At 70.7% G+C, this 22,254-nt stretch carries 10 protein-coding genes; 1 reads left to right on the plus strand and 9 read right to left on the minus strand.

Annotated elements, in window-relative coordinates:
• Position 1: 1 nt before the first annotated feature.
• The 9 genes from A6745_RS09905 to A6745_RS09945 all read right to left on the minus strand — a co-directional run bounded on the left by A6745_RS09905 (position 2) and on the right by A6745_RS09945 (position 21,536).
• Complete coding sequence (locus tag A6745_RS09905; RefSeq protein WP_066126420.1) at positions 2–12,202, minus strand: filamentous haemagglutinin family protein; 12,201 nt, start codon at positions 12,200–12,202, stop codon at positions 2–4.
• Between the two features lie 293 nt (positions 12,203–12,495).
• Complete coding sequence (locus tag A6745_RS09910; protein WP_066126423.1) at positions 12,496–13,437, minus strand: FecR family protein; 942 nt, start codon at positions 13,435–13,437, stop codon at positions 12,496–12,498.
• A complete protein-coding gene (locus A6745_RS09915; RefSeq protein ID WP_066126427.1) occupies positions 13,434–14,027 on the minus strand; it encodes an RNA polymerase sigma factor in 594 nt (197 codons plus the stop codon). The genes A6745_RS09910 and A6745_RS09915 overlap by 4 nt, the downstream gene beginning before the upstream one ends.
• Positions 14,024–14,695, minus strand: coding sequence for an STN domain-containing protein (locus A6745_RS09920; RefSeq protein ID WP_156513344.1), 672 nt, complete (start codon positions 14,693–14,695; stop codon positions 14,024–14,026). The genes A6745_RS09915 and A6745_RS09920 overlap by 4 nt, the downstream gene beginning before the upstream one ends.
• Positions 14,696–14,881: 186 nt before the next feature.
• Positions 14,882–15,913: a low-specificity L-threonine aldolase gene (gene ltaE / locus A6745_RS09925; protein WP_066126432.1), complete on the minus strand. Its 1,032-nt coding sequence runs from the start codon at positions 15,911–15,913 to the stop codon at positions 14,882–14,884.
• 90 nt (positions 15,914–16,003) lie between these two features.
• Positions 16,004–16,909 (minus strand): DMT family transporter, encoded by a 906-nt coding sequence (locus A6745_RS09930; RefSeq protein ID WP_156513345.1) that lies wholly within the window; start codon positions 16,907–16,909, stop codon positions 16,004–16,006.
• 105 nt (positions 16,910–17,014) lie between these two features.
• On the minus strand, positions 17,015–18,994 hold the full coding sequence (gene acs / locus A6745_RS09935; protein ID WP_066126433.1) for an acetate--CoA ligase: 1,980 nt from the start codon (positions 18,992–18,994) through the stop codon (positions 17,015–17,017).
• A 240-nt stretch (positions 18,995–19,234) separates the two neighbouring features.
• On the minus strand, positions 19,235–20,296 hold the full coding sequence (locus A6745_RS09940; protein ID WP_066126435.1) for a serine hydrolase domain-containing protein: 1,062 nt from the start codon (positions 20,294–20,296) through the stop codon (positions 19,235–19,237).
• A gap of 40 nt (positions 20,297–20,336) precedes the next feature.
• Positions 20,337–21,536 carry a pyridoxal-phosphate-dependent aminotransferase family protein gene (locus A6745_RS09945; RefSeq protein WP_066126436.1) on the minus strand — a complete coding sequence of 400 codons (1,200 nt, stop codon included), beginning with the start codon at positions 21,534–21,536 and terminating at the stop codon, positions 20,337–20,339.
• 216 nt (positions 21,537–21,752) lie between these two features.
• On the opposite strand from A6745_RS09945, the gene A6745_RS09950 reads away from it, so the two are divergent.
• Positions 21,753–22,254, plus strand: a 502-nt coding sequence (locus A6745_RS09950; RefSeq protein WP_156513346.1) for a GntR family transcriptional regulator, incomplete at its 3' end; no start/stop codon positions are given.

Raw genomic sequence — 22,254 nt, forward strand, 5'->3', positions numbered from 1 at the left:
GTCAGAACCCCATGCTGCGCCGCTCGCCCGGCGTCAGGCTGGCCGCCTGGGCCGGATCGCTGCCGTGTCCCAGCACCTGCACCATGCCGGCGGCGCGATAGCCGGCGGCCCCCGACGAACTCGCCCCCGGCCCGCCAGCCGGCGCGGCCGGCGTGCCACCGCCGTCGGACATGCCGAAGCCCAGCACCTGCACGCTGATGATGGACGGCAAGGCCTTCTGGGCCGCGGCCCGCGAGCGCGACACGGCGTCCTGCGCCGCCGTGGCCGCGCTGGTGGCCGCCGAACTGGCGTTGGTCAGCGCACCGGTGTTCACTACCGCCGTCACCGGGATGCCCTTGGAATCGCCCTGCACCTGGATGTTGGCTGCGTTGACGACCTGCAGCGCCGCGATGTTGACGTTGCCGGAGACGCGGATGCCCGCCTCGCCTGCGTCGATCGTGCCCAGCGGCGCGATCAGGTCCACGTCGCCAGGCGGCACTTCCGGAATCGGGTTCAGCGTGGCGATGCCCGCGCCCGTGGCCGGCGCCTGCGGCGACAGCGTGACGTTGCCGACGTTGTCGTACACCCGGCGCGGCGGGGTATAGACCACGGTGGTCTTGGCGCCCCGGCCCGCGTTGATGTCGCCCTGGGCCGACCACGCCAGGATGCCGCCGCCGAAGGTCGTCATGATGCGGCTCTGGCCCAGCAGGATGCTGCCCAGCGAATAGATGTCGATGTTGCCCGACCCCTGCGTGATGAGGCCCGCGCCCGAGCCCGGCGTGATGCCTTCCACGCCGATCAGCGTGCGGCCGCCCGGATTCAGGATCTGGATGCCGCCGCCGAATTCGGTGTGGATGCCGCTGTCCAGCAGCGCCGTGGTGCCCGAAGGGAGCTTGCCCATGCCGCTGAACATCGTCAGGTCGCCGGTGTACGACCGGGCGTTGCCTGCCCCATCCGTCGCCGGGAACAGCGCCGCGATGGCCTGCCGGCCGCGCAGGTAGCTGCCGTAGCGCGGGCCGGCCTCATCGTTGTACTCGCGGCCGCCGGCGGTCAGTTCGGCGTAATACACCTGGCGCACGAAGATGCCCTGCTGCGCGGCGGGCAAGGCCAGGAAGTAGGCCAGCGCCTCATCCGGCGAACCGGCGTAGCCGTAGCGTTGCGACAGCCACTCGCCGAGTTCGCCCGCGTAGGCATGCGCCACCTTGCCTGGCTGCTCGGCCAGCGTGTGGCCCGCCGTCAGGTCCGCCTGGTTGGCCGCGTCGAAATACAGGCGCGCGAAGTCGGCGTAGTCCGGGCCTTGCGCACCCGCGCCCACCGAGACGGCGATGCCCGCGCCGCCGGACCGGCTGGCGCTGTTCACCCCGTACAGCGGGCCCACGCTATCCAGGGAACCGTAGTAGCCCTGGTTCATGTTGCGGCCGGCCCGCACGTCCAGAAGCCCTGGCCCGGCGATGACGATGGACTGGTACAGGATGTCGCGGCCAGCCTGGAACACGGTGATGTCGTTCGCGCCGTTGTTGGCGAATACGCTGGGCGTGGATCCCGTGCCGACGATGTCGCGTCCGGCGATCACCTCGAACGGCTTGGCCGCGACGTACCAGGTCGTATGCGTGGGGAAAAAACCCTGGCCCACATTGGCGATCAGCGTCTGCGCTTCGCCGATGACCAGGTCGTCGATGTCCACGCCGGCATAGACGCGCGCGGGCCGCGCATCGTCGGCATGCAGCTTGCCGGTCGGCGTATCCTCGCCGAAGGCCAGCGGATTGAGGCGGCCGTCGTCCGCCATATAGGCGGCGTCCTGCGTGGCGTTGCTGCGATTGCCGATGGTCGTCACGGGGCGCAGCGGCGTGGCCAGGCTGGCCGGATCGGCGCCCGACATGGCGACCACGTGCGCCGATCCGTAGATCGATCCGGCCGCCAGCAGGTCGAGCTGGCCCTGGGCCGAAGGGATCAGCTCCAGGGAGGCCGTGGCGCTGGCGGCCGACGTGGGCTCGCCGAAGCGGATGTCGCCGTTGGCGGCCACCACGGTCAAGGTGCCGGGGAAGAAATTGCCGGCGTTCTGAAGCGAGGCGGACAGGCCGCTCTGCGGGGTGACGTCGCCGCCCGCGGAATAGAGGGCGATGCCCGTGTCCGGCTGCCACAGCGTGAATTGCGTCAGGGCGCCGCGCACGGGCATGGCCGCCCCCGCCGGCGTGTACCACCACTGGTCACGGTCCGCCGAAGCGGTCATGCCGGGATCTCCCGCCCCGCCGAATACCAGGTCGCCACGCGCCGTCACGACGACGCTGCCGTCGCCCGGCAGCACCGCGGGCCCCTGCGCCAACAGGGCGCGCTTGAGCGTGGCGACGTCCAGCGTGCGCGGGTCGTACGAGGTCCAGTTGGCGGCGAACGGGTTCTGGGCGATCGCGCCCACGCTGCCGGCGTCGATGACCACGTCGCCCCGCAGCGCGGTGATCGCGCCGTAGTAGTCGGACGTATAGGTCGATGGGTTGACCGGCGTCATCCTGTTGAGCGCGCCGCCCACCTTGACCACGATGTTCCCGCCGCCGGTCTGCAGCAGCGAACCGTCGGCCAGGACGCGTCCGGTCGAGGCCGCCGCCAGGTCCAGGCCGCTGGAGACGGCGCTGCCCGTGCCGTCCATGGTGCCGGCATTGCGTCCCGCGATCACGGACACATTGCCGCCGCCCAGCGTGCCGATGCCCTGGAAGCCGATCAGGGCGTTCAGCAACGGCGCATGGACGGCGGGGTTGGTGTTGGCGGAGGCGCCGAAGTTGATCCACCACGCGCCCAGATCGTCGGAGACGGCGCTGGCGCCCTGGCGCCACAGCCAGTTGCTGGTGAGATCGCTGTCGACGAAACGCCGGGAGTTGTCGCTGGTCTGGATGAAGCCCCGCACGTCCAGGCCCGCCTTCAGCAGCAGATCGCCGCCCTGTTCCGGATACCAGGCATGGCCCGCGCCCGAGGCCCCCATCAGGTCGTACGGGTTGCTGCCGTCGGCCGCCAGGACGGCGGCGGACTGCGTCCCCGCGGTGTACACGCCGTAGGGCGTGGCCTCGCTGAAACTGCCGCCGGCCAGCAGATCGAGGCTGCCGGCGCCCGTGCGCAGCACGCTGAAGGAAGAGCCGTTGCCGGCGGAGGTGTAGGCCGGGTCGTTCAGCCGCAGGTTGCCGCCGCCATTCAAGGCCGCCGCGGACTGCACGGCGCGGCTATCGGCCGACCCGAGGTCGGCGCCAGCCACCAGGCGCAGCGAGGCGGACAGGGAGCCCGCCGCGAGCATGGCCGCCTTCGGCGACGTGGCGGCCGACCCGGGCACCGCCGGGCTCACCGCGACCTGCAGTCTCGGCAGGTCGGACGCATCGAAGGCGATGGTGCCGTAGTTGCCCGAGGTGCGCGGGTTCAGCGTCGTGCCCGCGCGCACCAGCGAGCCGGGATAGTATTGATTGCCGCTGGTGTCGAACAGCGGGCCCCACCAGGTGTTGATCCACCAGGCGTAGAAGCCGGTGGTGGGAATCAGCCAGTCCGCCCCCAGGGTGACTTCCGTGCCGCTGTCCTGCCAGTACGTGTAGCCGCTGTTGGAGTAGCGCTGGAACAATCCGCTGCCGGGCACGTCGATGTCGGCATATACCCCCGGAATCCCCGGCACCGCCTGGAACCCATCGGACAGGCTGCCCTTGACGTCCAGGTTGCCGGCCGTCCGGATCGACAGGTACATGGGCTCGCCCGCGCCATAGAACGCGGAGGCCGTGTCGCGGTCGGCATGCGGACCGTAGCGGTATCCGGCCAGGTCGATGTCGCCGGAGGTCGACAGGTCGCCGCTGGAGGTGATCTGCACGCCGGGGCGCAGATGGAAGGCCTCGCCCTGTGCCAGCAGGCCGGCCAGCTTGCCGCGCAGCGTGGTGCTCAGCGCCCCTGCGCTGGCGTTGCCGCCATAGGCCGCCGCGATGAAGGCCTGGCTTTGCGCGTCGTAGCCGTTCAGCGTGCCCTGGGTGATGACGCTGCCGCCCGGCAGGTCATAGGTCCACATGGCGTTGAGCGCCACGCCGTGCGCGCCGCGGAGGGTGAACGGCCCCGCGGCGTCGATGGCCAGGTCACCCGAAGTCTCGCCCGTGCGCGGCGCAAAGAGCTGCACGTCGCCGTAGGCCACGCCGTCGGGCGTGGACAGATCCAGCGTCGCGCCGCGCGACAGCGTCAACGTGCCGCCCGTGGCGGCCAGTTCGATGTGGCCGCGGTTCAGCGCCTCGATGGCCGCGCCGTAGCTGTCGGTCTGCAGCGCGGTGCCGTGCGCGTCGAGCATGGCGTTGGCGGCCAGCGTCAGGCCGTTCTTCGCGGACAGGCGGATGGTGCCCGGCGCGGCGCCGCTGGCGTCGATGAGGCCGGCCACCGTCAGGCTGCCCTCGTCCACCGATACCTCGACGGTGTGCGCCTTCACGCCATCGCCGAGGATCAGGTCGCCCGTGGTCAGCGCGAAGCTGCGCGCCTGCAGCACGCCGCCCTGCGTCAGCCTGGCGTTCAGGCCGCCGAAGTCGGCCAGCGTGGCGGCCTTCACGTCGAACGCGCCGCTGGTGTAGCCGTCGTCGGCGGCGCCGTTCAGCACGCCGGCCAGCGCCACGGCGCCGTCGGCGGCGCTGACGCTGATCGTGCCGGCATCGGCGTGGGTGGCCGACACGTCGATCGTGCCGCCCGCCGCCTGGGCGACGCCGCCCTGCGCGCTGGTGAAGATCGCATCGCCGCCGAAGCCGTAGACCGTCGCGCTCTGGATCATCGACGGCACGCCGCGCAGGTCGATGCGGCTGCCGTCCTGCAAGGCGATGTCGTGCTGCGCGTTGACGACCAGCTTGCCGCTGGGCAGCAGGATGGCGCTGCCGATGGCCACGCTGTCGCCCGACAGGTCGATCTCGGCCCCGGCCACCGTGGACGCCGCCGTGCTGGGCGCCACGCCATCGGGGGCCACCACCCGCAACGCCCCGCCCGCCGTATACGCGGCGATCGACTTCTGGATACCCGTCAGCAGCGGCGTGCGCAGCGTCAGGTTGCCGCCCTTGCCGCTCTTGCCGAACACGGCGCCGGCGGCCGTGCTGGGCGCCTGGTACACATACAGCGCGCCGCTGCCGGCGGCCACGATGCGCTGGCCCGCATCCAGATCGACGTTGGCGAAGCCATACGCGGTGCGGCTGATCACGCTGTTGTCCAGGGACAGGAATTGTCCCAGCGCGATCTCGTCGGCCCGCAGCGTCAGCGTGCCGCTTCCCGTGCCGGCGCCGCCCGCCGTGATGGCCGGCGGGTTCACGCCCGCCACGCCGTTCCACTGGAGGCGGTCCGCCGCCAGCATGGCCTGGTCGCCGTCGCTGCCGTACCCGTACAGGGCCGAGGCGTTGAGCACCAGGTTCACGCCGGTGCCGCGCGCGTCGAGCTGGGTCGTGCCGAACAGGTTGATGGCGTTGCCGGTGGTCAGGATCAGGCGCTCCAGCGCCGGTGCGCCGTGCAGGGGATCGCCATGCAACAGCAGATCGAACAGCCTCTGGTCGAACACGGTGCCGGCCGGCGAGCCCGCGGCGGCGATGGCTTCGGTGCTGCCGATGTTCAGGCTGTTCACCGCCAGGTTGATGCGGCGTGCGCCGAAGTGCGCGCCGTCGTCCAGGCTGACCTGCCCCTTGGTGGCGAAGGCCAGCGTGTTTTCGCCGTACAGGGAGGCGCCTTCGCTGACGGTGATCGTGCCGGCGCCGCCGTTGCTCGACGTGATGAAGTCGGCCTGTCCGTTGGACAGCGCCAGCGCCGTCGCCCATGCCTCATAGGCCAGGCCGGTGCTGGCGGTGTCGAAGAACCCGGCGCCCTGCCCCACCGTGGACAGCATCGCATCGCGGCCGAGGGTGATGTTGCCGCCCACCAGCATGATCTCGCCGGCCGTCAGCGTGACGCCGTCGCGCACGACCAGATCGTTGCTGCCGGCCTGCGTCACGCGGATGCGGCCGTCGATGACCTGCAGCAGGCCGTTGACCAGCAGGCGCGGCGCGGCGATCGCGCTCAGGGCGTCGGCGGAGACCGAGACGCCCGTATAGCCGGCGGTCGGCGCGTCCAGGTAGAGCTCGCCCACGTTGCGCGTGGCGACCTGGCCGGCATAGCCGCCCTGCGCGGCCTGCAGCAGCGCGGTTCCGTCGAAGGCCAGGGCCGCCGTGCCGGCCTCGGCCGGTGCGTTGAACCACAGCATCAGGCTCTTGCCGTCCTCGGGCAGCAGGGGGCGCACGCCGCCGAACTGCTGGGCGCGCGCGATCTGGAACGCGCTGTAGCTCTGCTCGTTGTATTGCGAATAGGTGCGCACCACCGAACCCGGGGTGATCAGCAACTGCGCCGGCAGGCTGGCGCGCACCTGCGTGCCCGCGATGCCCACGTACCCCGAGGCGGCATAGCTGCCGTCCGCCAGGGCGACCGTCCGCGGCAGCGCGGCCGGCAGCGTCCTGCCCAGTTCGACGCGATACGCGCCCGGCAGCAGCGCATAGTTCGACGGCAGCAGCGTATACGTGCCGGCGGGCAGATCGCCCACTGCGCTGGTCAACGTGATCTGCTGGCCGATGGCGGGGTCGCCCGCGCCCTTTTCCGGCGACACGGGGGCATAGGCCGAGGCATAGCCGGGCAGCAGGGCGTAGACCTTGTTGTCCGCCTGGCTGCCGGCGTGGGCCGGGTTGGCGTTGACCAGCGGTGTGGTCAGCACGTTTACCGAGCCGCCCCGGCCGCTGACGAAGCCCGCGCCAGACAGCGTGCCGCCGCCGGACAGGTCCAGGGTCGCGCCGTCCTGCACATCGACGGCCCGGCTGGCCAGTTGGATGGTGACCGCGTTGGAGTCCATGTTGGTCAGGCTGCGCGTGGGCACGGCCGTGCCGTTGTAGGTGTACGTCACGCCATCGACCGTGCCGCCATAGGGCACGGTCACGCCGGCCAGCGAGACCGACGTCAGGCTGCCGGGCAGCAGGTCGATCCGTTGGGTGATGGGGTTTTCATCGGTGACCCCCAGATAGATCGCCCCGAAAGGCGCGCGCACGATCCCGCCCTGTTCGATGATGGGCGCGGCCAGCGTCAGGTTGCCGAGCACCGACAGCGGCGCGTCCGGCACGGTGCCCGTGGTGCGGCCTACCGTCAACGTCGCGTCGTAGTCCCGGTTGTAATAGCCCGCATACACGGCGGCGCGCGTGCCCGTGGTCGGGTAGATCTGCGCGGCCAGCAACTCGATGTCCCAGGGCGTGCGCACCGTCGTGCCATTGGGCGCGTCGGTCGGGGTAAAGCGCAGGTCGCCCTGGCTCACCAGCCGGACCGTCTTGAAACCCGGCGACGGCCGGTGGACGAACCGGAACGTCGCGCTGTCGTACTTACGCAGGGTGGAAGAAAAGGCGATCATGCCGTCGATGTCCAGCAGGCCGGCATCGGCCTCGAACGTGGCTTGCGTGGGCAGCGGGATCAGGCGCATGGGATTGCCGGCGCTGCCGCTGACCGACCCGTCGGGGATGGCCGTGTTCACGCCGGTAAGGTGGACATACGGCGCCGCGATCCGCACATTGCCCGTGGCGGTGGGCGTCGAAGGATCGATCACGGCCGGCGCCGTGCCCAGCGGCTCGGGAACGGTGAACGACGCGGGCGGGCCGGACGTGAAGGAGGCCGCGCTCAGGCTGACGCTGCGGGCCAGGTCCAGGCTCACGTCGCCCTGGAACTGCATATAGTCGCCCGAATACAGCGTCAGCGCGTCGAAGCCGCCGGCGCGGACCTGGTCCGCGCCGAGGGCGCCGTAGCCGAAACTCAACCCCGTGGCCTGGCCGGGCGCCTGATCGGCCGGCAGCACGTCGGCAGCCGCCGCCTGGGTCACCATCATCGTGCTGGGCACCAGCACGCTGTCCGGAATGGTGTACGAGGGCTCCACTTTATAAGACAGCGTGCGCAGCGTCACGGACAGGCTGCCGCCGGCCGCGCCGGGGCCCTCGCCGTGCGCATGGAAATCGCCGTTCAGGTACAGCCCGCTGCCCGAGCTGAAAACGATGCTGCCGCCATTGCCGGCCAGCGTCAGCGGGGCCTGCGCGACACCGCGATCCTGGCCCGCCGCCATGTCCACGGTCTGCGCGGCGCCGTCGGCGTTCAGTTGCGCGCCGGGGCGCACGATCACGAAGGAGGTGGCGCCGTCCAGCGTGATCGTGCCGCCGTTGCCGGCCACGCCATAGGCGCGGCCGTAGCGGTCCAGCGCGCCATACGCCTGGCCGGACGCGTCGAGCACGGCGCTGCCGCCGATCCACAAGGCGTTGCCCAGGTTGTTGCCCGCCTTGTCGAAGTTGCGCGTCTGCGCGGAATCGCCGATGGCCGCGCCGGTCAGGTCGATCGCCCCGCCGTGGGCCACCAGGCTGCCGTCCAGCGTCAGCGGACCGAAGCTGTCCAACGTAATGGACTGGCCGGGATCGACCGTCAGCGCCGCGCCTTCGCCCACGATCATCGCGCCGCCGCCGTTGATGACGTTCGAGCCGCTGCGCGTGATCGTGTGCAGGATCAGGCTGGCGCCGCCGCGCTGCGTCAGCGTGGCCGTGTCGGGATGCTCGGTGTACAGCGAGGGCAGCCAGGCCGACAGGCCCGCCGAGACGTCGCTGCCCAAGGGCGCCGACCGGGCGCCGGCCGTGAACTGGTACACCGGCATGACCGGGGCAATCTGCGCGCCGCGCGCCACGATCACGCCCTGGCCGCCGTTCAGGTCGTACCTGGCGAAACCCGCCGTGAAGAAATCCTGATCCAGCGACGGCGCCGGCGTGATGGCGACGGTCTGCGGCAGCACCTGGCCGCGCGCGATGTCGGTGCCGGCCGCGTAGACCACGGGCGTGGGCGACACCGCGCCCGCGGCCAGCGTGGTCGTGTACGGATTGATCGAGATCCCTCCCGGAAAGACGCTCGACGGCACGACGCCGCCCGCGGGCAGGGTGCCGTTCCAGCCAAGCACCTTGGAATTGGCCGGCAACACATCCCCGCCGTTGTAGAAACCGAGCGGGTCGTATGTGACGGCGCCCAGCCCCGCTGGCAGGACCCAGGCGGCGGAGGTTCTCACCGTCGGCACGGCCAGCGAGACGGCCGCCGGCGAGGGCGTGTCCAGCGCAAGCGTGGAGAACGTCACGGAGTAGGCCATCGGCAAGGGTTCGCCCGCCGGAATGGTCAGTGCCTCGGCCAGCTTCAGCGCCACCGGCGCGGCCGTGCCCGCCGCCAGCTTGCCGCCGGCCAGTTCGGCGATGTCGCCGATCAGCAGGTTGCCCGTGGAATTCACCGTCAGCGTGCCGCCGCCGTTGACGCCGTAGGCGCGTATCGCGCCATCCAGCGTCATCAGGCCATGCAGGGCGTTCTCCGGCGTGGTGGGCGCCGCGCCGCCGCCGCCGAACGGATCGCCCGCGATCAGCGTCACGTCGCCGCCCTTGCCGCCCCGCGTCTTGCCCTTCTGCAGCACCGCGCCGCCCGAGGTCACGTCGATCAGGCTGCCGGCCGACAGCGTCACCGCGCCCGACGAATCCAGCGTGACGTCGCCGCCGTCCAGGTAGGCCAGGCCGGCGGTGCCGGCCGGATCGATCAAGGTGTTCACCCACAGGCCGTGCGTGTCCAGCGCGGCGCCGGGCTGCAGCACGATGCTCGGGCTCGCGCCGCTGCTGCCGGCCATCAGCGTCTTGCCGCTGGGGCTGTCGTAGAACGTCGCCAGGACGATGCTGCCCGAGCGCGCCGTGATGGCCGAGGCCACGTCGATGGTGGTCGAGGACAGCTTCAGGCTGCCGCCCGTGGCCAGTTGCAGCGGCGACTCGACGCGGATCCGGTCCGTCGTGGTGATCGTCAGGCTGCCCAGCCCGGCCGCGTTCAGCGTCGCCGCATCGAGCCACGCCGTGTTCAGGCGGTCTTCGGGCAGCGCGTCGTCCACGCCCGGCGCGTCCCGCAGCGGCGCGATGTCGCCGATCCTCACATCGGTTGCGTAGCCGCCCTGCAGGCCCTGCGCGTTGTACCGGCCGATGGCCAGGCCGCCCGGGCGGGCCACCGCCAGTTGCGACCGCAGATAGCTGTCGCGCTGCGCGGCGTCGGCGGTGTCGCCCTGGCGCGGGCCGTCGTACACGCTGGTGTCCAGCGCGCCTTCCAGGATGGCGGTCGGGGCGTTGACGATCAGCCGCCCGGCATCGCGGCCCACCGTGTAGCCGGTTTCGTACACGCGCTCGGGCGCGATCAGCGGACTGCGGAAAAACCGCGACGACTCGTCGCCCCAGCGCGCGTGCTTGTCTTCATAGCCCTGGTACACGCCCGCGAACGCGAGGTCCGCCGGCGCGTCGTCCACCGTGTACAGCCGCCCGTCGCCGCCACGCAGCCAGGTCACGTTGCGATAGCCAGACTGCACGTCGTAGCTGCCGCCGGCCAGGTTCACCATCGCGCCCGGCCGAGTCACCACCTCGGCGCCCGACAGCGCCACCGTGCCGCCCGTGGCCGCCCACTGGCCGATGGTGTGGCCCTGCGTGCCCAGGTAGCCGCTGACCTCCAGCAGGCCGCCCGAGGTGTAGTAGCGGTCGCCGGCATAGCCGCCCGTGCCCGCCGGCACGTACAGCAGCCGGCGGATGTCCACCCACACGTCCGAGTTGTTCAGCGTGCCGCTGTCGCGGTTGACCGGCGCGTCGCGCTGCTCGTTGCCCTGGACGTTGACCTGCACGTTGTTCGTGGACATCGCCAGTTGCACGCCCACCGCCCCCGAGACGTCCAGCGTCGCGCCGCTTTCCACCTGCGCCCGCTTGGCGGCGCTGACCGCGATCTGCCCGCCCGTGGCCAGCGTCAGGCTGCCCCCGGCGACATCCACGGTATTGCCCGAGACGATCTCGACGCGCGACTGGTCGCGGCGGTCCGACAGCACCGACAGATTGTCGAACAGGCCGGTGTACACGCGCAGCCCGTCCTGCGTGGCCGAATCCACCACCAGCGCCGCGCGCTGGCTGTCCAGCGCGGTCGCGCCGTCGTCCTGCAGCACCACCGCCGTCGTGGCGGCAGCGCCCAGCACCACGCTGCCCGTCGCGTCCGTGGCCGAATTCAGCAGGTGCACCGTGCCGCGCTGGTTCACCGTGGTGGTCGCCACCGCCACGCCGTTCTGCCGCACGTCGTGGCCGGCCAGGGTGATGTCGCCCTCGGCGGCCATCAACAGGCCGGTGTTCTCGACCAGGCCCACGTCGGTGCGGCCGTTCATCTGCGGCGACACCTCGTTGCCGCGCGTGGTCGACCAGGTGTTGCCGTCGGTCGCGTAGCCCTTGCGGATGACGAAGCTGTCGCCCGCGGCCAGTTGCGCCTGCCCGCGCGGCGTGGCGATCCGGCCCGCGTTGCGCACCTCCTTGCCCAGCAGCAGCACGTAGCCGCCGCCCTGCGTCACGGAAGTGGGCGCCAGCGTGCTCAATTGCGCGCCCGCCTCCACCCGCACATTGCCGCCCGCGTTGGTGAAACTCTGGCCCGTGCCGTTGGCGCCGTAGATGCCGTTGGCCTGGAATTGCGCGTCGGTGAAGTCCGTCGCCGCCGCCACCAGGTTGCGCACGTCGACCTGCGACGTGCCCGTGAACACGATGCCGTTGCGGTTGACCAGCAGGACCGTGCCGCCGCCCTTGATCGCACCCTGGATCTGCGAGGGCCGCGCCTTCGGGTCGTTGACGCGGTTGAGCACCGACCAGTCGGCCTGCTGGGCGAAATCCACCGTGGTGTTGCGCCCGACGTTGAAGGTCTCCCAGTTCAGGATCGCGCGGTCGGCGGTCTGCCGCACCGTCACGGTGGTCTTGCCGGCCGAGGCCGTCTGCACGGGGGCCGCGGCGTTCAGCCAGCCCGCCGTGGCGGCCTGGGTGTCGATCTTCAGGCCGCCCTCGGCCAGGCCGTCGGGAATGTCCGAAGCGGCTTGCTGGGCGGCGCTGCGCGCGGCGGCCTGTGCGGCCTGCTGGGCGGCGATGGCGCCGGCCGTGCGGTTCAGGTTGTCGATCGAGCGCGCCAGCTTCTGCTTGGCGGCCGCCTGCTGCGCCGCGGCCGCGCCCGTGCCGGGCAGCGGCCCGCCGGCGCGCCCCAGGCCCTGATTCTGCACCGCGGTCGTCTTGCCCGCGCCCGAAGCCGCGAACCAGGCGCCAGCCGCCTGCGCACCATGGGGCAACGCCGCCCCCACGGCGGCCATCGCCATGGACAGGGCCAGCGGCGTCAGGCGCCAGGCGGTGTTGCGGATCGGCATCATGCCTGGCTCCGCACGCGAGCGTTCGTGGGAAACAGGGAGAAAGCCAGGCCGGCGATGCGCAGTCATGTCGGGTCCATTCCGTTGAAACGGCATGCCCGGCGAAGTCCGGGCAGCCTTGGTGTGCTGATGGGAACTCGACGTTCTGGCAACGATCCGGAGAACCGGTTTTGCGTGAATTTTTTATGACAAACGTGCCTGGTGGCGGACGGACCGGCCACGGGCCTGACGCCGCGAGGCGCGCGCGCCGCCATGGAAAATGAGGACGGATCGGACAATCGCCGATCCATCGCCGCCTACCCCAGCAGGACCAGTTCGCCCATGCGCCGCACGGGGACGCCATAGACCTCGTGCAGCACATCGATGGCCTCGTCCAGCGCATTGATGTTGAAGCTGGCCGTGAAGCGCCGGGCCGCCAGGCTGCTGTCGGCCAGCACCACGCGGCCGGGCCGGTAACGGTTGATCTCGTCGACCGCTTCGGACAGCGGCATGCCGTCGAACACCACGCGGCCCTGCCGCCAGGCGGACTGGCCCTCGGCGGCCGCGCCCGGCGCGCTGGCGCGCTCGCGGTTGAACACGGTCTGCTCGCCCGCCCGCAGCGGCACGCTGTGTTCCCCATGGTGCAGTTCGGCATGCCCGCGCAGGCACACCACGCGCACGCGTGCATGGGACAGGCGCCGGATCTCGATGTCGGCATCGGACAGTGTCACGCGCCCCGCGCCCGCCACGACCTCGCAACGCGCGTCGTTGGCCAGGATCGCGGCTTCTCCCGAGATCAGGGCGATGCGCGCGACGCCGCCGGCTTCGCTGACGTCGACGCTGGTCTGGGTATTGAGCGCCAGGTCCAGTTGCCTGCCCAGCCGCACGGTGCGCTGCTCGCCGGTGCGCGTGCGATAGTCCGCGCCCCACTCCCGCAGCGAGGGCCAGAGTCCCAGCGGCGGATGAATCGCCCCGACCACCGCCAGCGCCCCCGCGGCGGACAGTCCCGCGCCCAGGAACATGCGCCGGCCGCGGCGCACCGGCGTCGAGGCGCTGGCGGGATGGGCCGCGCGGAAGACCTGCGCCGTCTCGCCCACGGTCTTCCAGTCTTTCACGGCCTGCGACCACGCCTGTGCATGCGCCGGACTGCCGTCGCGCCAACGCTTGAAGGCCGCCACGTCCTCGGTGGTGGGACGGCCCGTCCTGAGCTTGAGCGCCCAATCGTGCGCCTGGCGGCGCAAGGCGGAATCGCGGGTCATGCCGTCCCTCCCGCATCGATCTTCTGCAGCGCGGCCACGCACGCCTTGTGCGCCTGCCGGATCTCGCGCCGCACCATGCCGGGCGAAATGCCCCAACGCTGGGCCAGCGTCTCGGTATCGACCTCGCCCACGCGATACGACAGCAGCAGTTCGCGCTGCCGTACCGGCAAGGATTCAAGGGCCGCGAAGGCATGCTGCATGCGCTGGCGGTCCATCAGTTCCTGGTCGGGACCCGGGGCCTCGTCGGCCGCGGTCTCGAACAGGGCATCGACCTCTTCCTCGCTGGCGAAACGCACGTCGCCGCGCAGCCGGTCGATGACCGAGTTGACCGCGGCATTGACGAGATAGGTGCGCGGATACTGCACGTGTTCGAGGCTTTCCATCGAAGCCAGCCGCACGTAGGCATCGTGCAGCGCATCGCCCGCCGATTCGGCGGCGGAACCGCCCAGGCGATGGGCGATCTGAGCCTTCAGCGCCTCGTAGCGTTCGACCAGCAGTTTCTGCAGGCGGCCCTGCCCGGAACCGGCGGGGGCGAGGCCGTCGTGCGGGACGCCGGGAGGGTCGCCCTTGAAGCGGTTCGGACGCGTCATGGCCGCGCCACCGGGCTGCCGCAGGCGCCGCCGGCCGGGCGGATCATCATCAGGATGGGCTGGGCCATGTCGGGCGGCGGCGGCGCCAGATCGAGCCCGGAGATCGCCGCGCGCACGGAAGGCTCCAGGGCGGGCCGGGACTCGATGCTCACGCGCAGCGACTCGGCCCGGCGCGCCTCGCCGACCGCCAGGCGCAACACGATGCGCGGCATATCGTCGCGCAGGGCCGGCATGCCGCACAGGGACACCGCGATGCGCTGCCGCAGGTAGCTGTCGTAGGCCCGTGGCGCCAGCGCGGCGCTGCCGCGCGGGCTGGCGGATGCGCCCCGCCGCGCGCCCGAGCCGGCTTGCGGGGCGACGGACACGGCTTCGGGCGACAGCACGCGGGCCGACAGGCCGGACTGGCTCAGCAACCGGGCCAGGGCTTCGTCGGGCGGGTACACGCCCCGCACCGGCGAGGAATGCCGGCCCGATACCCAGCGGGTCTCGTACAGCAGCGAGCGGCGGGTGAGTTCGCCGTAGCGCGCGAGCGCCATGGCCAACGGCATGCTGGGCAGATCGAAAAGCATCGGCCCCAGGACCGGGCCGTCCTCGTCCGCCACGGCGCCAGGGCGAGGCGCCGGGTCCCGTCCGAGGGCCGGCTGCGCCGACAGCTCGCCGGCGCTCATGCTCAAAACCGCGATCAACATGGTTAGGACACGCACGACTTCGAGAACGCGCCCCAGGGTCAGGCGCATCGAAGGAGGTCAAGGAAGGCTCGCATCCTACGCATGCATCATGAACCGGAGGTTACCGAATTGTTACCTGCTTGCCGGTGGCTTCGGGCCGCTCTCGCGCGATGAAAACGGGTGCGCTCAGGCGGCGACGCCCTGCCGCCGGCCGGCATGTTCGCGCACCGCGGCCACCACGCGATCCACGTCCGACGCCGAGATGTCCAGGTGCGTGACCAGGCGCGTGGGACCGTCGTAGACGGCCCGCATCAGGATGCCCTGCCGGGCCATGGCCTCCGTCAGGCACTTGCACTTCACCGGATCGAATTCGGCGAACACCATGTTGGTGTCCCGCGCGGCGATGCGCACGCCGTCGATGTCCGCCAGGCCGCGCGCAAGGCGTTCGGCATTGGCATGGTCTTCGGCCAGGCGCTCGACGTTGTGCTCCAGCGCGTACAGGCAGGCCGCGGCCAGGACGCCGGACTGCCGCATGCCGCCGCCCAGCACCTTGCGCCAGCGGCGCGCCTGCTCCAGCAGCGCCTTGCTGCCCACCAGCACCGAGCCGACCGGCGCGCCCAGGCCCTTGGAGAAGCAGATCGACACCGAGTCGAAGGGCTCGCAGATGGCCTGCACCGGCACGCCGCTGGCCACCGCCGCGTTGAAGGCGCGCGCGCCGTCCAGGTGCACGCCCAGCCCGATGCCGCGCGCCCAGTCGGTCGCCTGCCTGATGTAACCGGCGGGGATGACCTTGCCGTGGAAGGTGTTCTCCAGCGCCAGCAGGCGGGTGCGCGCGAAGTGGGGGTCGTCCGCCGGCTTGACGGCGGCCTTCAGCTTTTCCAGCGGCAGCGAGCCGTCGGCGACGTGCTCGATCGGCTGCGGCTGGATGCTGCCCAGCACCGCGGCGCCGCCGCCTTCGTATTTGTACGTGTGGGCCAGTTGGCCCACCAGGTATTCGTCGCCACGGCCGCAATGCGCCATCAGGCCGGCCAGGTTGCTCTGCGTGCCGGACGGGAAGAACAGGCCGGCCTCCTTGCCCGCCCGCTCGGCCACCGCGGCTTGCAGGCGCTGCACGGTGGGATCGTCGCCCATCACGTCGTCGCCGACGGCGGCCTGCCCCATGGCCTGCAACATGGCGGGGGAAGGGCGGGTGACGGTATCGCTACGCAAATCGATCATGCTGGCTCCAGGACGGCTAGATGAAGAAGCGGCTCGGCGCTCCGGCCGGCGCAAATCGGAAAGGGATACGGGCCGGCACGAGGCTGGCGCTCACCGGGCGACTGTATCACCGCCCTTGGGCGGCTGCCGGGCCACGCGGCTGACGACCCACAGGCCGGACAGGATCAGCGCCATGGCGATGCCCTCGTCGGCAGATGGCCGCTCGCCCAGGAAGACCCACGCCATCAGCACGGCCATCACCGGTACGCCCAGGCCGGACAGGCCCGCGATGGACGCCGGCACGCGCCGGATCACCAGCATCCACATCAGGTAACCGAGCGCCGTGGCGATCAGCACGACATACAGCATGCCGACGATCAGCGTGGCGTTCCATTGGATAGCCTTCTGCGGCACCAGCAAGGCGGCGGGCAACAGCGCCAGCCCGCCCATCAGCATCTGCCAGGCGGAAAACACCAGCACATCGGGAGCGTGCCTGTCGAAGGTGCGCTTGGCCAGCACCGTGCCCAGCCCCCAGAAAAAGCCCGCGGCCGTGCCCAGGCCGATCGGCAGCAGTCCGGCGTCCAGGCCCTTCCAGGGCGCCACGAACCACAGCAGGCCCAGCGCGGCCAGCACGATGCCGGCCCAATGCCGCATCGAGGGCTTGTCCGCCAGCAGCCACCAGCCCAGCAGCACCACCCAGAACGGCATGGTGTAGGTGGTCAGCGCCACCTGCCCCACGCCGCCCTGCCCCAGCCCCAGTTGCACGAAGCCCTGGAAGGCGGCGTTCTGCGTCATGCCCACCAGCAGCGTCAGCCGCCACGGCACGCCCAGCGGGCGGCGCAGCGCCAGGGCCGCGGCGAACAGCACGACCGCCCCGCCCAGATAACGCGCCGCCGCGAAGTCGAAAGGCCCGATGTAGGGAACCACCGATTTCATCGCGATCCAGCTGCCCGCCCACACCAGGATGGTGACGAGCATCAGGATCAGGCCGCTGCGGCCGGCACTGCTGGGGTTCACTGCAAGACTCCGGGAGAGGAAAAAGCAAGGGCCGGCATGCAAGCCGGCCCGCGGTCATCGGCCGCCGCCCGGGTCCTGTCGCAGGGACTCGGGCGGCCTGGCCGGTCAGAGGGGCTTGGACAGTTGTTCGAGAATGGCGGGATTCTCGAGCGTGGACACGTCCTGGGTGACTTCCTCGCCCTTGGCCACCACGCGCAGCAGGCGGCGCATGATCTTGCCCGAGCGCGTCTTGGGCAGGTTGTCGCCGAAGCGGATGTCCTTGGGCTTGGCGATGGGGCCGATCTCGCGGGCGACCCAGTCGCGCAGCTGCTTGGCGATGGCCTGCGCCTCGTCGCCCTCGGGACGCGAGCGCTTGAGCACCACGAAGGCCACCACGGCTTCGCCGGTGGTGTCGTCCGGGCGGCCCACCACGGCGGCCTCGGCCACCAGCTCATGCGCCACCAGGGTCGATTCGATCTCCATGGTGCCCAGGCGGTGGCCCGAGACGTTCAGCACGTCGTCGATGCGGCCCATGATCCAGAAATAGCCGTCGGCATCGCGCTGCGCGCCGTCGCCCGCCAGGTAGTAGCCGCGCAGCTCGGGCGGGAAGTAGCTTTTCTTGAAACGCTCGGGGTCGCCCCAGATGTTGCGGATCATGGAGGGCCACGGCCGCTTGATCACCAGGAAGCCGCCGTTGCCCTGTTCGACGTCGCCGCCGGTCTCATCGACGATGGCGGCGGCGATGCCCGGCAGCGGCAGCGTGCACGAGCCCGGCTTCAGCGGCGTGGCGCCCGGCAGCGGCGTGATCATGTGGCCGCCCGTCTCGGTCTGCCACCAGGTATCCACGATGGGGCAGCGTTCGCGGCCCACGTTCTTGTGGTACCAGATCCAGGCCTCGGGATTGATGGGTTCGCCCACCGTGCCGATGATGCGCAGCGAATCCAGCGCGTAGTTCCGCGGGTGCGTGCCGGGCGCGGCGTCGGCGGCCTTGATGAGCGAGCGGATGGCCGTGGGTGCGGTGTAGAACACCGTGACCTTGTGGCGCGCGATCATGTCCCAGAAGCGGCCCGCATCGGGATAGGTGGGCACGCCTTCGAACATGACCTGCGTCAGGCCGGCGGCCAGCGGGCCGTAGGCGATGTACGAGTGGCCGGTGATCCAGCCCACGTCGGCCGTGCACCAGTAGACGTCGTCCTGGCGCGCGTCGAAGGTCCACTTCACCGTGAGCAGCGACCACAGCAGGAAGCCGGCCGAGGCGTGCTGCACGCCCTTGGGCTTGCCGGTGGAGCCCGAGGTGTACAGGATGAACAGCGGGTGTTCGGCGTCGACCACCACCGGTTCGCAGGTATCGGCCTGCCTGGACTCGATCTCGTCCATCCACAGGTCGCGGCCTTCGTTCCAGGCCACCTGGCCGCCGGTGCGGCGGTACACGATCACTTTCTTCACCGCCTCGCAGCCGCCCATGGCCAGCGCCTCGTCCACGGCGGGCTTGAGCGGGATCTTCTTGCCGCCGCGCATCTGCTCGTCGGCGGTGATGACCAGCGAGGCGCCGACGTCGACGATGCGTTCCTGCAGGCTCTTGGCCGAGAACCCCCCGAACACCACCGAGTGGGTGACGCCCAGGCGCACGCAGGCCTGCATGGCCACCACGGCCTCGACCGACATGGGCATGTACACGATGGCGCGGTCGCCCTTCTCGTAGCCCAGTTCCTTCAGCGCATTGGCGAAGCGGCACACGCGCGCCAGCAGTTGGCTATAGGTGACCCGGTCGATCTTGCCGTCGTCGGATTCGAAGATGATGGCGACCTTGTCGCCGTTGCCGCGCTCGATCTGGACGTCGAGGCAGTTCTCCGAGACGTTGAGCTCGCCGTCGCCGAACCAGCGGTAGAACGGCGCCTTGGACTCGTCCAGCACTTCAGTGAACGGCTTGGTCCACTTCAGGTTCTCGCGCGCCAGGCGGGCCCAGAATCCTTCGAAGTCCTGCTCGGCCTGCTGGCAGAGCTCGTTGTAGGCATCCATGCCGGAAATGGCGGCGCCTTCGACAGCCGAGGCCGGCGGGGGAAACACCCGGTTCTCGACCAGGACGGATTGAATGGCATTGGACATGGTTGGTCTCCGATCAGTGTGATTCTGGTGCTGCCGTTTTTATTGCCCGCCAGGCCGAAGAACCGGCCAGGGGCACGCTCTCTCACGACACGCAACCGTATCGCCAGGCTCTTACGGGCACCTTACGCACGCGAGCATGCGCCGGGCGCCGCGGCCTGGGGCCATCTCGTAAGGATAGCAGCCACGCGCAGCGGCCGCGCGGCCGCTGCTTCGGCAGACCCCGCCCCTCCCCGGGGCCGGTCAACCCTGGTCCGCGTCCACCGCCGCCAGGATGCGGCCGAACAGCGCGTCGGCATGCGCCGAGTTCAGCCAGCGCACGATCACCACCATGCGCCGCTCGGGCTCGACCCAGGTGAACGAACTGCCGGCGCCCACGCCGAAGAAACTCGAGGCCGGCAGGCTGGGAAACACCTTGCCCTGGTGATTCAGCCAGATCAGGAAGCCGTAATAGGGCGCCAGCTCGCAAGGCGTGCGCATCGCCCGGATCCATTCGGCCGACAGTACCTGCCGGCCGTCGCGCGCGCGCCCCTCGTCCAGCAGCATCTGGCCGATCAGGGCCTGGTCGACGCTGCTGATCGACATGCCGCCGCCCCAATGCGACCCGCCCGGCACCGATTGCATGCGGCGGCCATCCAGTTCGATCCAGGCATTGTCGTAGCCGACCCAGTTCCAATCCTCGCTGCAGCCCAGCGGGCGCGTGACGGCTTCGCGGAACACCTCGGGCAGCGGCCGGCGGAACAGGTGCAACAGCGCATACGACAGCTGGTTGATGCGCACGTCGTTGTATTCCCAATAGGTGCCCGGGCGCTGCAGCGGCCGGGCATCGCCCTTCTTGCCGCCGGGCGGCGTGCCGAACGTGACGGCGCGATAGCGGTCTGCCTGGTCTGATACGCCGAAGCGCTCGCCCTCCCATTCGCTGGTCTGCTGCAGCAGTTGGCGCCAGGTGATCTCGGCGTTGCGGCCGTCGTCGAAACCGATGCCGGGCACGCGCCGGCCAACGGGTTCGTCCACGTCGGGCAACAGGCCGCTGTCGTGCGCCACGCCGGCCAGGATGGCCAGGTACAGCTTGGCCACGCTGAAGGTCAGGTCGGCGCGGCGGGGCTCGCCCCAGGACGCCACCGTCTTGCCATCCACCACCACCACGCCCGACACGGGGCCGCGGTCGTGCACCGGTCCCAGCAGGCGGTTCCAGGGCGGCGGGTCCTGCTGATGCACCCCCCATACGCCATCGACGCTGCGGTCCCAGGTGCTCTCGTGGGCATTGGCGAAGTCTATGGCTTGCTGCATCAGCGTGTCGTTCATGGCGGGCTCCTATGCTGGCCGCGGTTCGTCAGGGGAAGATTCAATAAAAGGCGGCGGGCGCCGGCTCGCTGGCCAGCCGCGCCATGGCGGCCTGCACGCCGCCCGGCTGGTGCGGCACGCCGGCCGCGGCCAGGCCCATCTCGACGCCGGCCAGGGTGCCACACAGCGTCAGGTCGTTGAAATGGCCCAGGTGGCCGATGCGGAACGCCTGATCGGCCAGGCGGCCCAGGCCCTGCCCCAGCGACATGTCGTAGCGTTCCAGGATGGTTCGGCGCAGCGCGTCGGCGCCCTGCCGCCCTGGCATCAACACCGCCGTCAACGCCGGACTATGGCCTTGCGGCGCCAGGCAGACGAGCTCCAGCCCCCAGGCCGCCACGGCGGCGCGCGTGGCCGCGGCATGGCGACGGTGCCGCGCAAACACGCTCGGCAGCCCTTCCTCGCGCAGCATCGACAGCGCCTCGTGCAGGCCATACAGCAGGTTGGTGGCCGGGGTATACGGGAAATAGCCGTTGCGGTTGGGGCCCAGCATCTCGCGCCAGTCCCAGTACGAACGCGGCAGGCGCGCCGTGTCGGCGGCGGCCAGCGCGCGCGGGCCGATGGCGTTGAACGACAGCCCCGGCGGCAGCATCAGGCCCTTCTGCGAGCCCGCCACGGTCACGTCCACGCCCCATTCGTCGTGGCGGTAGTCGATCGCCCCCAGCGAAGAAATCGCATCCACCATCAGCAGGGCGGGATGGCCGGCGGCATCCAGCGCGGCGCGCATGGCGGCGATGTCGCTGACCACGCCGGTGGCGGTCTCGTTGTGCACCACGCAAACGGCCCGGATGCGCCGGGCCGCGTCGGCCTCGAGGCTGGCCCGCACCCGCGCGGGGTCCGCGCCATGGCGCCAGTCGCCCTCGATCAGCTCGACCTCCAGGCCCAGGCGGCCCGCCAGGCGGCACCACAGGCCCGAGAAATGGCCCGTCTCGACCATCAGCACCCGATCCCCCGGCGACAGCGTATTCACCAGCGCGGCTTCCCAGGCGCCCGTGCCGGACGAGGGGTAGATCACGACCGGCGCCTCGGTCTGGAACACCTGCTTGATGTCCGACAGCACGGCGCGGCCCAGGTCGCCGAACTCGGGCCCCCGGTGATCGATGGTCGGCCGGTCGATCGCGCGCAGCACGCGGTCGGGCACGTTGGTGGGCCCGGGAATCTGCAGGAAGTGTCGGCCGGACGGATGGCGATCCAGGGTAAACATGCGTGGCCTCTTGGTGTTTTTTGGTATACCAAAATGGAAAGCGCGCACGAGAGCCCGACCCGGCCACGATTCCGGATGGCACCTGCATTGCGCCTCGACAATACAGGCCTCACTTTATCTCATTGCTTTATCAAGGAAATTGAGGGTATTCACCCATGATGAGGCATGGGACTGCTGATTTATAGTGGCGAAAAAAGATAGCCACTTTTGTATACCATGAGCAGCAACCCCTACTCCGACTCCGTGCTGGCGGCGCAGCCCGAGGCCCCCCGGGCGGTCCGGCCCGTGGCCAGCGGCACGCTGCCGGGCACGGTGGCGGAGCAGCTTCGCGAACGCATCATCCAGGGCGAATTCCGCCCCGGCGCGCGCCTGAACGAGCGCGCGCTGGGCGACCTGCTGGGCGTGTCGCGCACGCCGCTGCGCGAGGCGTTCCGGGTGCTGGCGGCCGAGGGGCTGGTGCAGATGGCGCCCAACCGGGGCGCGCAGGTGGCGGTCCTGTCGGAAACCAGCATCCGCGAAGCCTTCGAGGTGATCGGCGGGCTCGAAGCGATGTCGTGCCGGCTGGCCTGCGAACGCGCCACCGAGGCCGAGATCGCCGAGATCCGCGCGTTGACCTACGAAATGATGGCCAGCCATGCCCGGCTGGACCTGCCCGCCTATTACCGCTGCAACCGGCTCATCCACCAGCGTATCGGCCAGGCCGCCCACAACGTGCAGC

Origin of the sequence: Bordetella ansorpii (assembly GCF_900078705.1) — a bacterium.
GTDB lineage: Bacteria > Pseudomonadota > Gammaproteobacteria > Burkholderiales > Burkholderiaceae_B > Bordetella > Bordetella ansorpii_A.

Excerpts from the sequence above, each read along its gene's own strand:
- A6745_RS09915 (WP_066126427.1), bottom strand. The coding sequence starts at position 14,027 with ATGACGCGTCCGAACCGCTTCAAGGGCGACCCTCCCGGCGTCCCGCAC.
- A6745_RS09905 (WP_066126420.1), bottom strand. The coding sequence starts at position 12,202 with ATGATGCCGATCCGCAACACCGCCTGGCGCCTGACGCCGCTGGCCCTG.
- A6745_RS09920 (WP_156513344.1), bottom strand. The coding sequence starts at position 14,695 with ATGAGCGCCGGCGAGCTGTCGGCGCAGCCGGCCCTCGGACGGGACCCG.
- A6745_RS09940 (WP_066126435.1), bottom strand. The coding sequence starts at position 20,296 with ATGAACGACACGCTGATGCAGCAAGCCATAGACTTCGCCAATGCCCAC.
- acs (WP_066126433.1), bottom strand. The coding sequence starts at position 18,994 with ATGTCCAATGCCATTCAATCCGTCCTGGTCGAGAACCGGGTGTTTCCC.
- A6745_RS09945 (WP_066126436.1), bottom strand. The coding sequence starts at position 21,536 with ATGTTTACCCTGGATCGCCATCCGTCCGGCCGACACTTCCTGCAGATT.
- A6745_RS09910 (WP_066126423.1), bottom strand. The coding sequence starts at position 13,437 with ATGACCCGCGATTCCGCCTTGCGCCGCCAGGCGCACGATTGGGCGCTC.
- ltaE (WP_066126432.1), bottom strand. The coding sequence starts at position 15,913 with ATGATCGATTTGCGTAGCGATACCGTCACCCGCCCTTCCCCCGCCATG.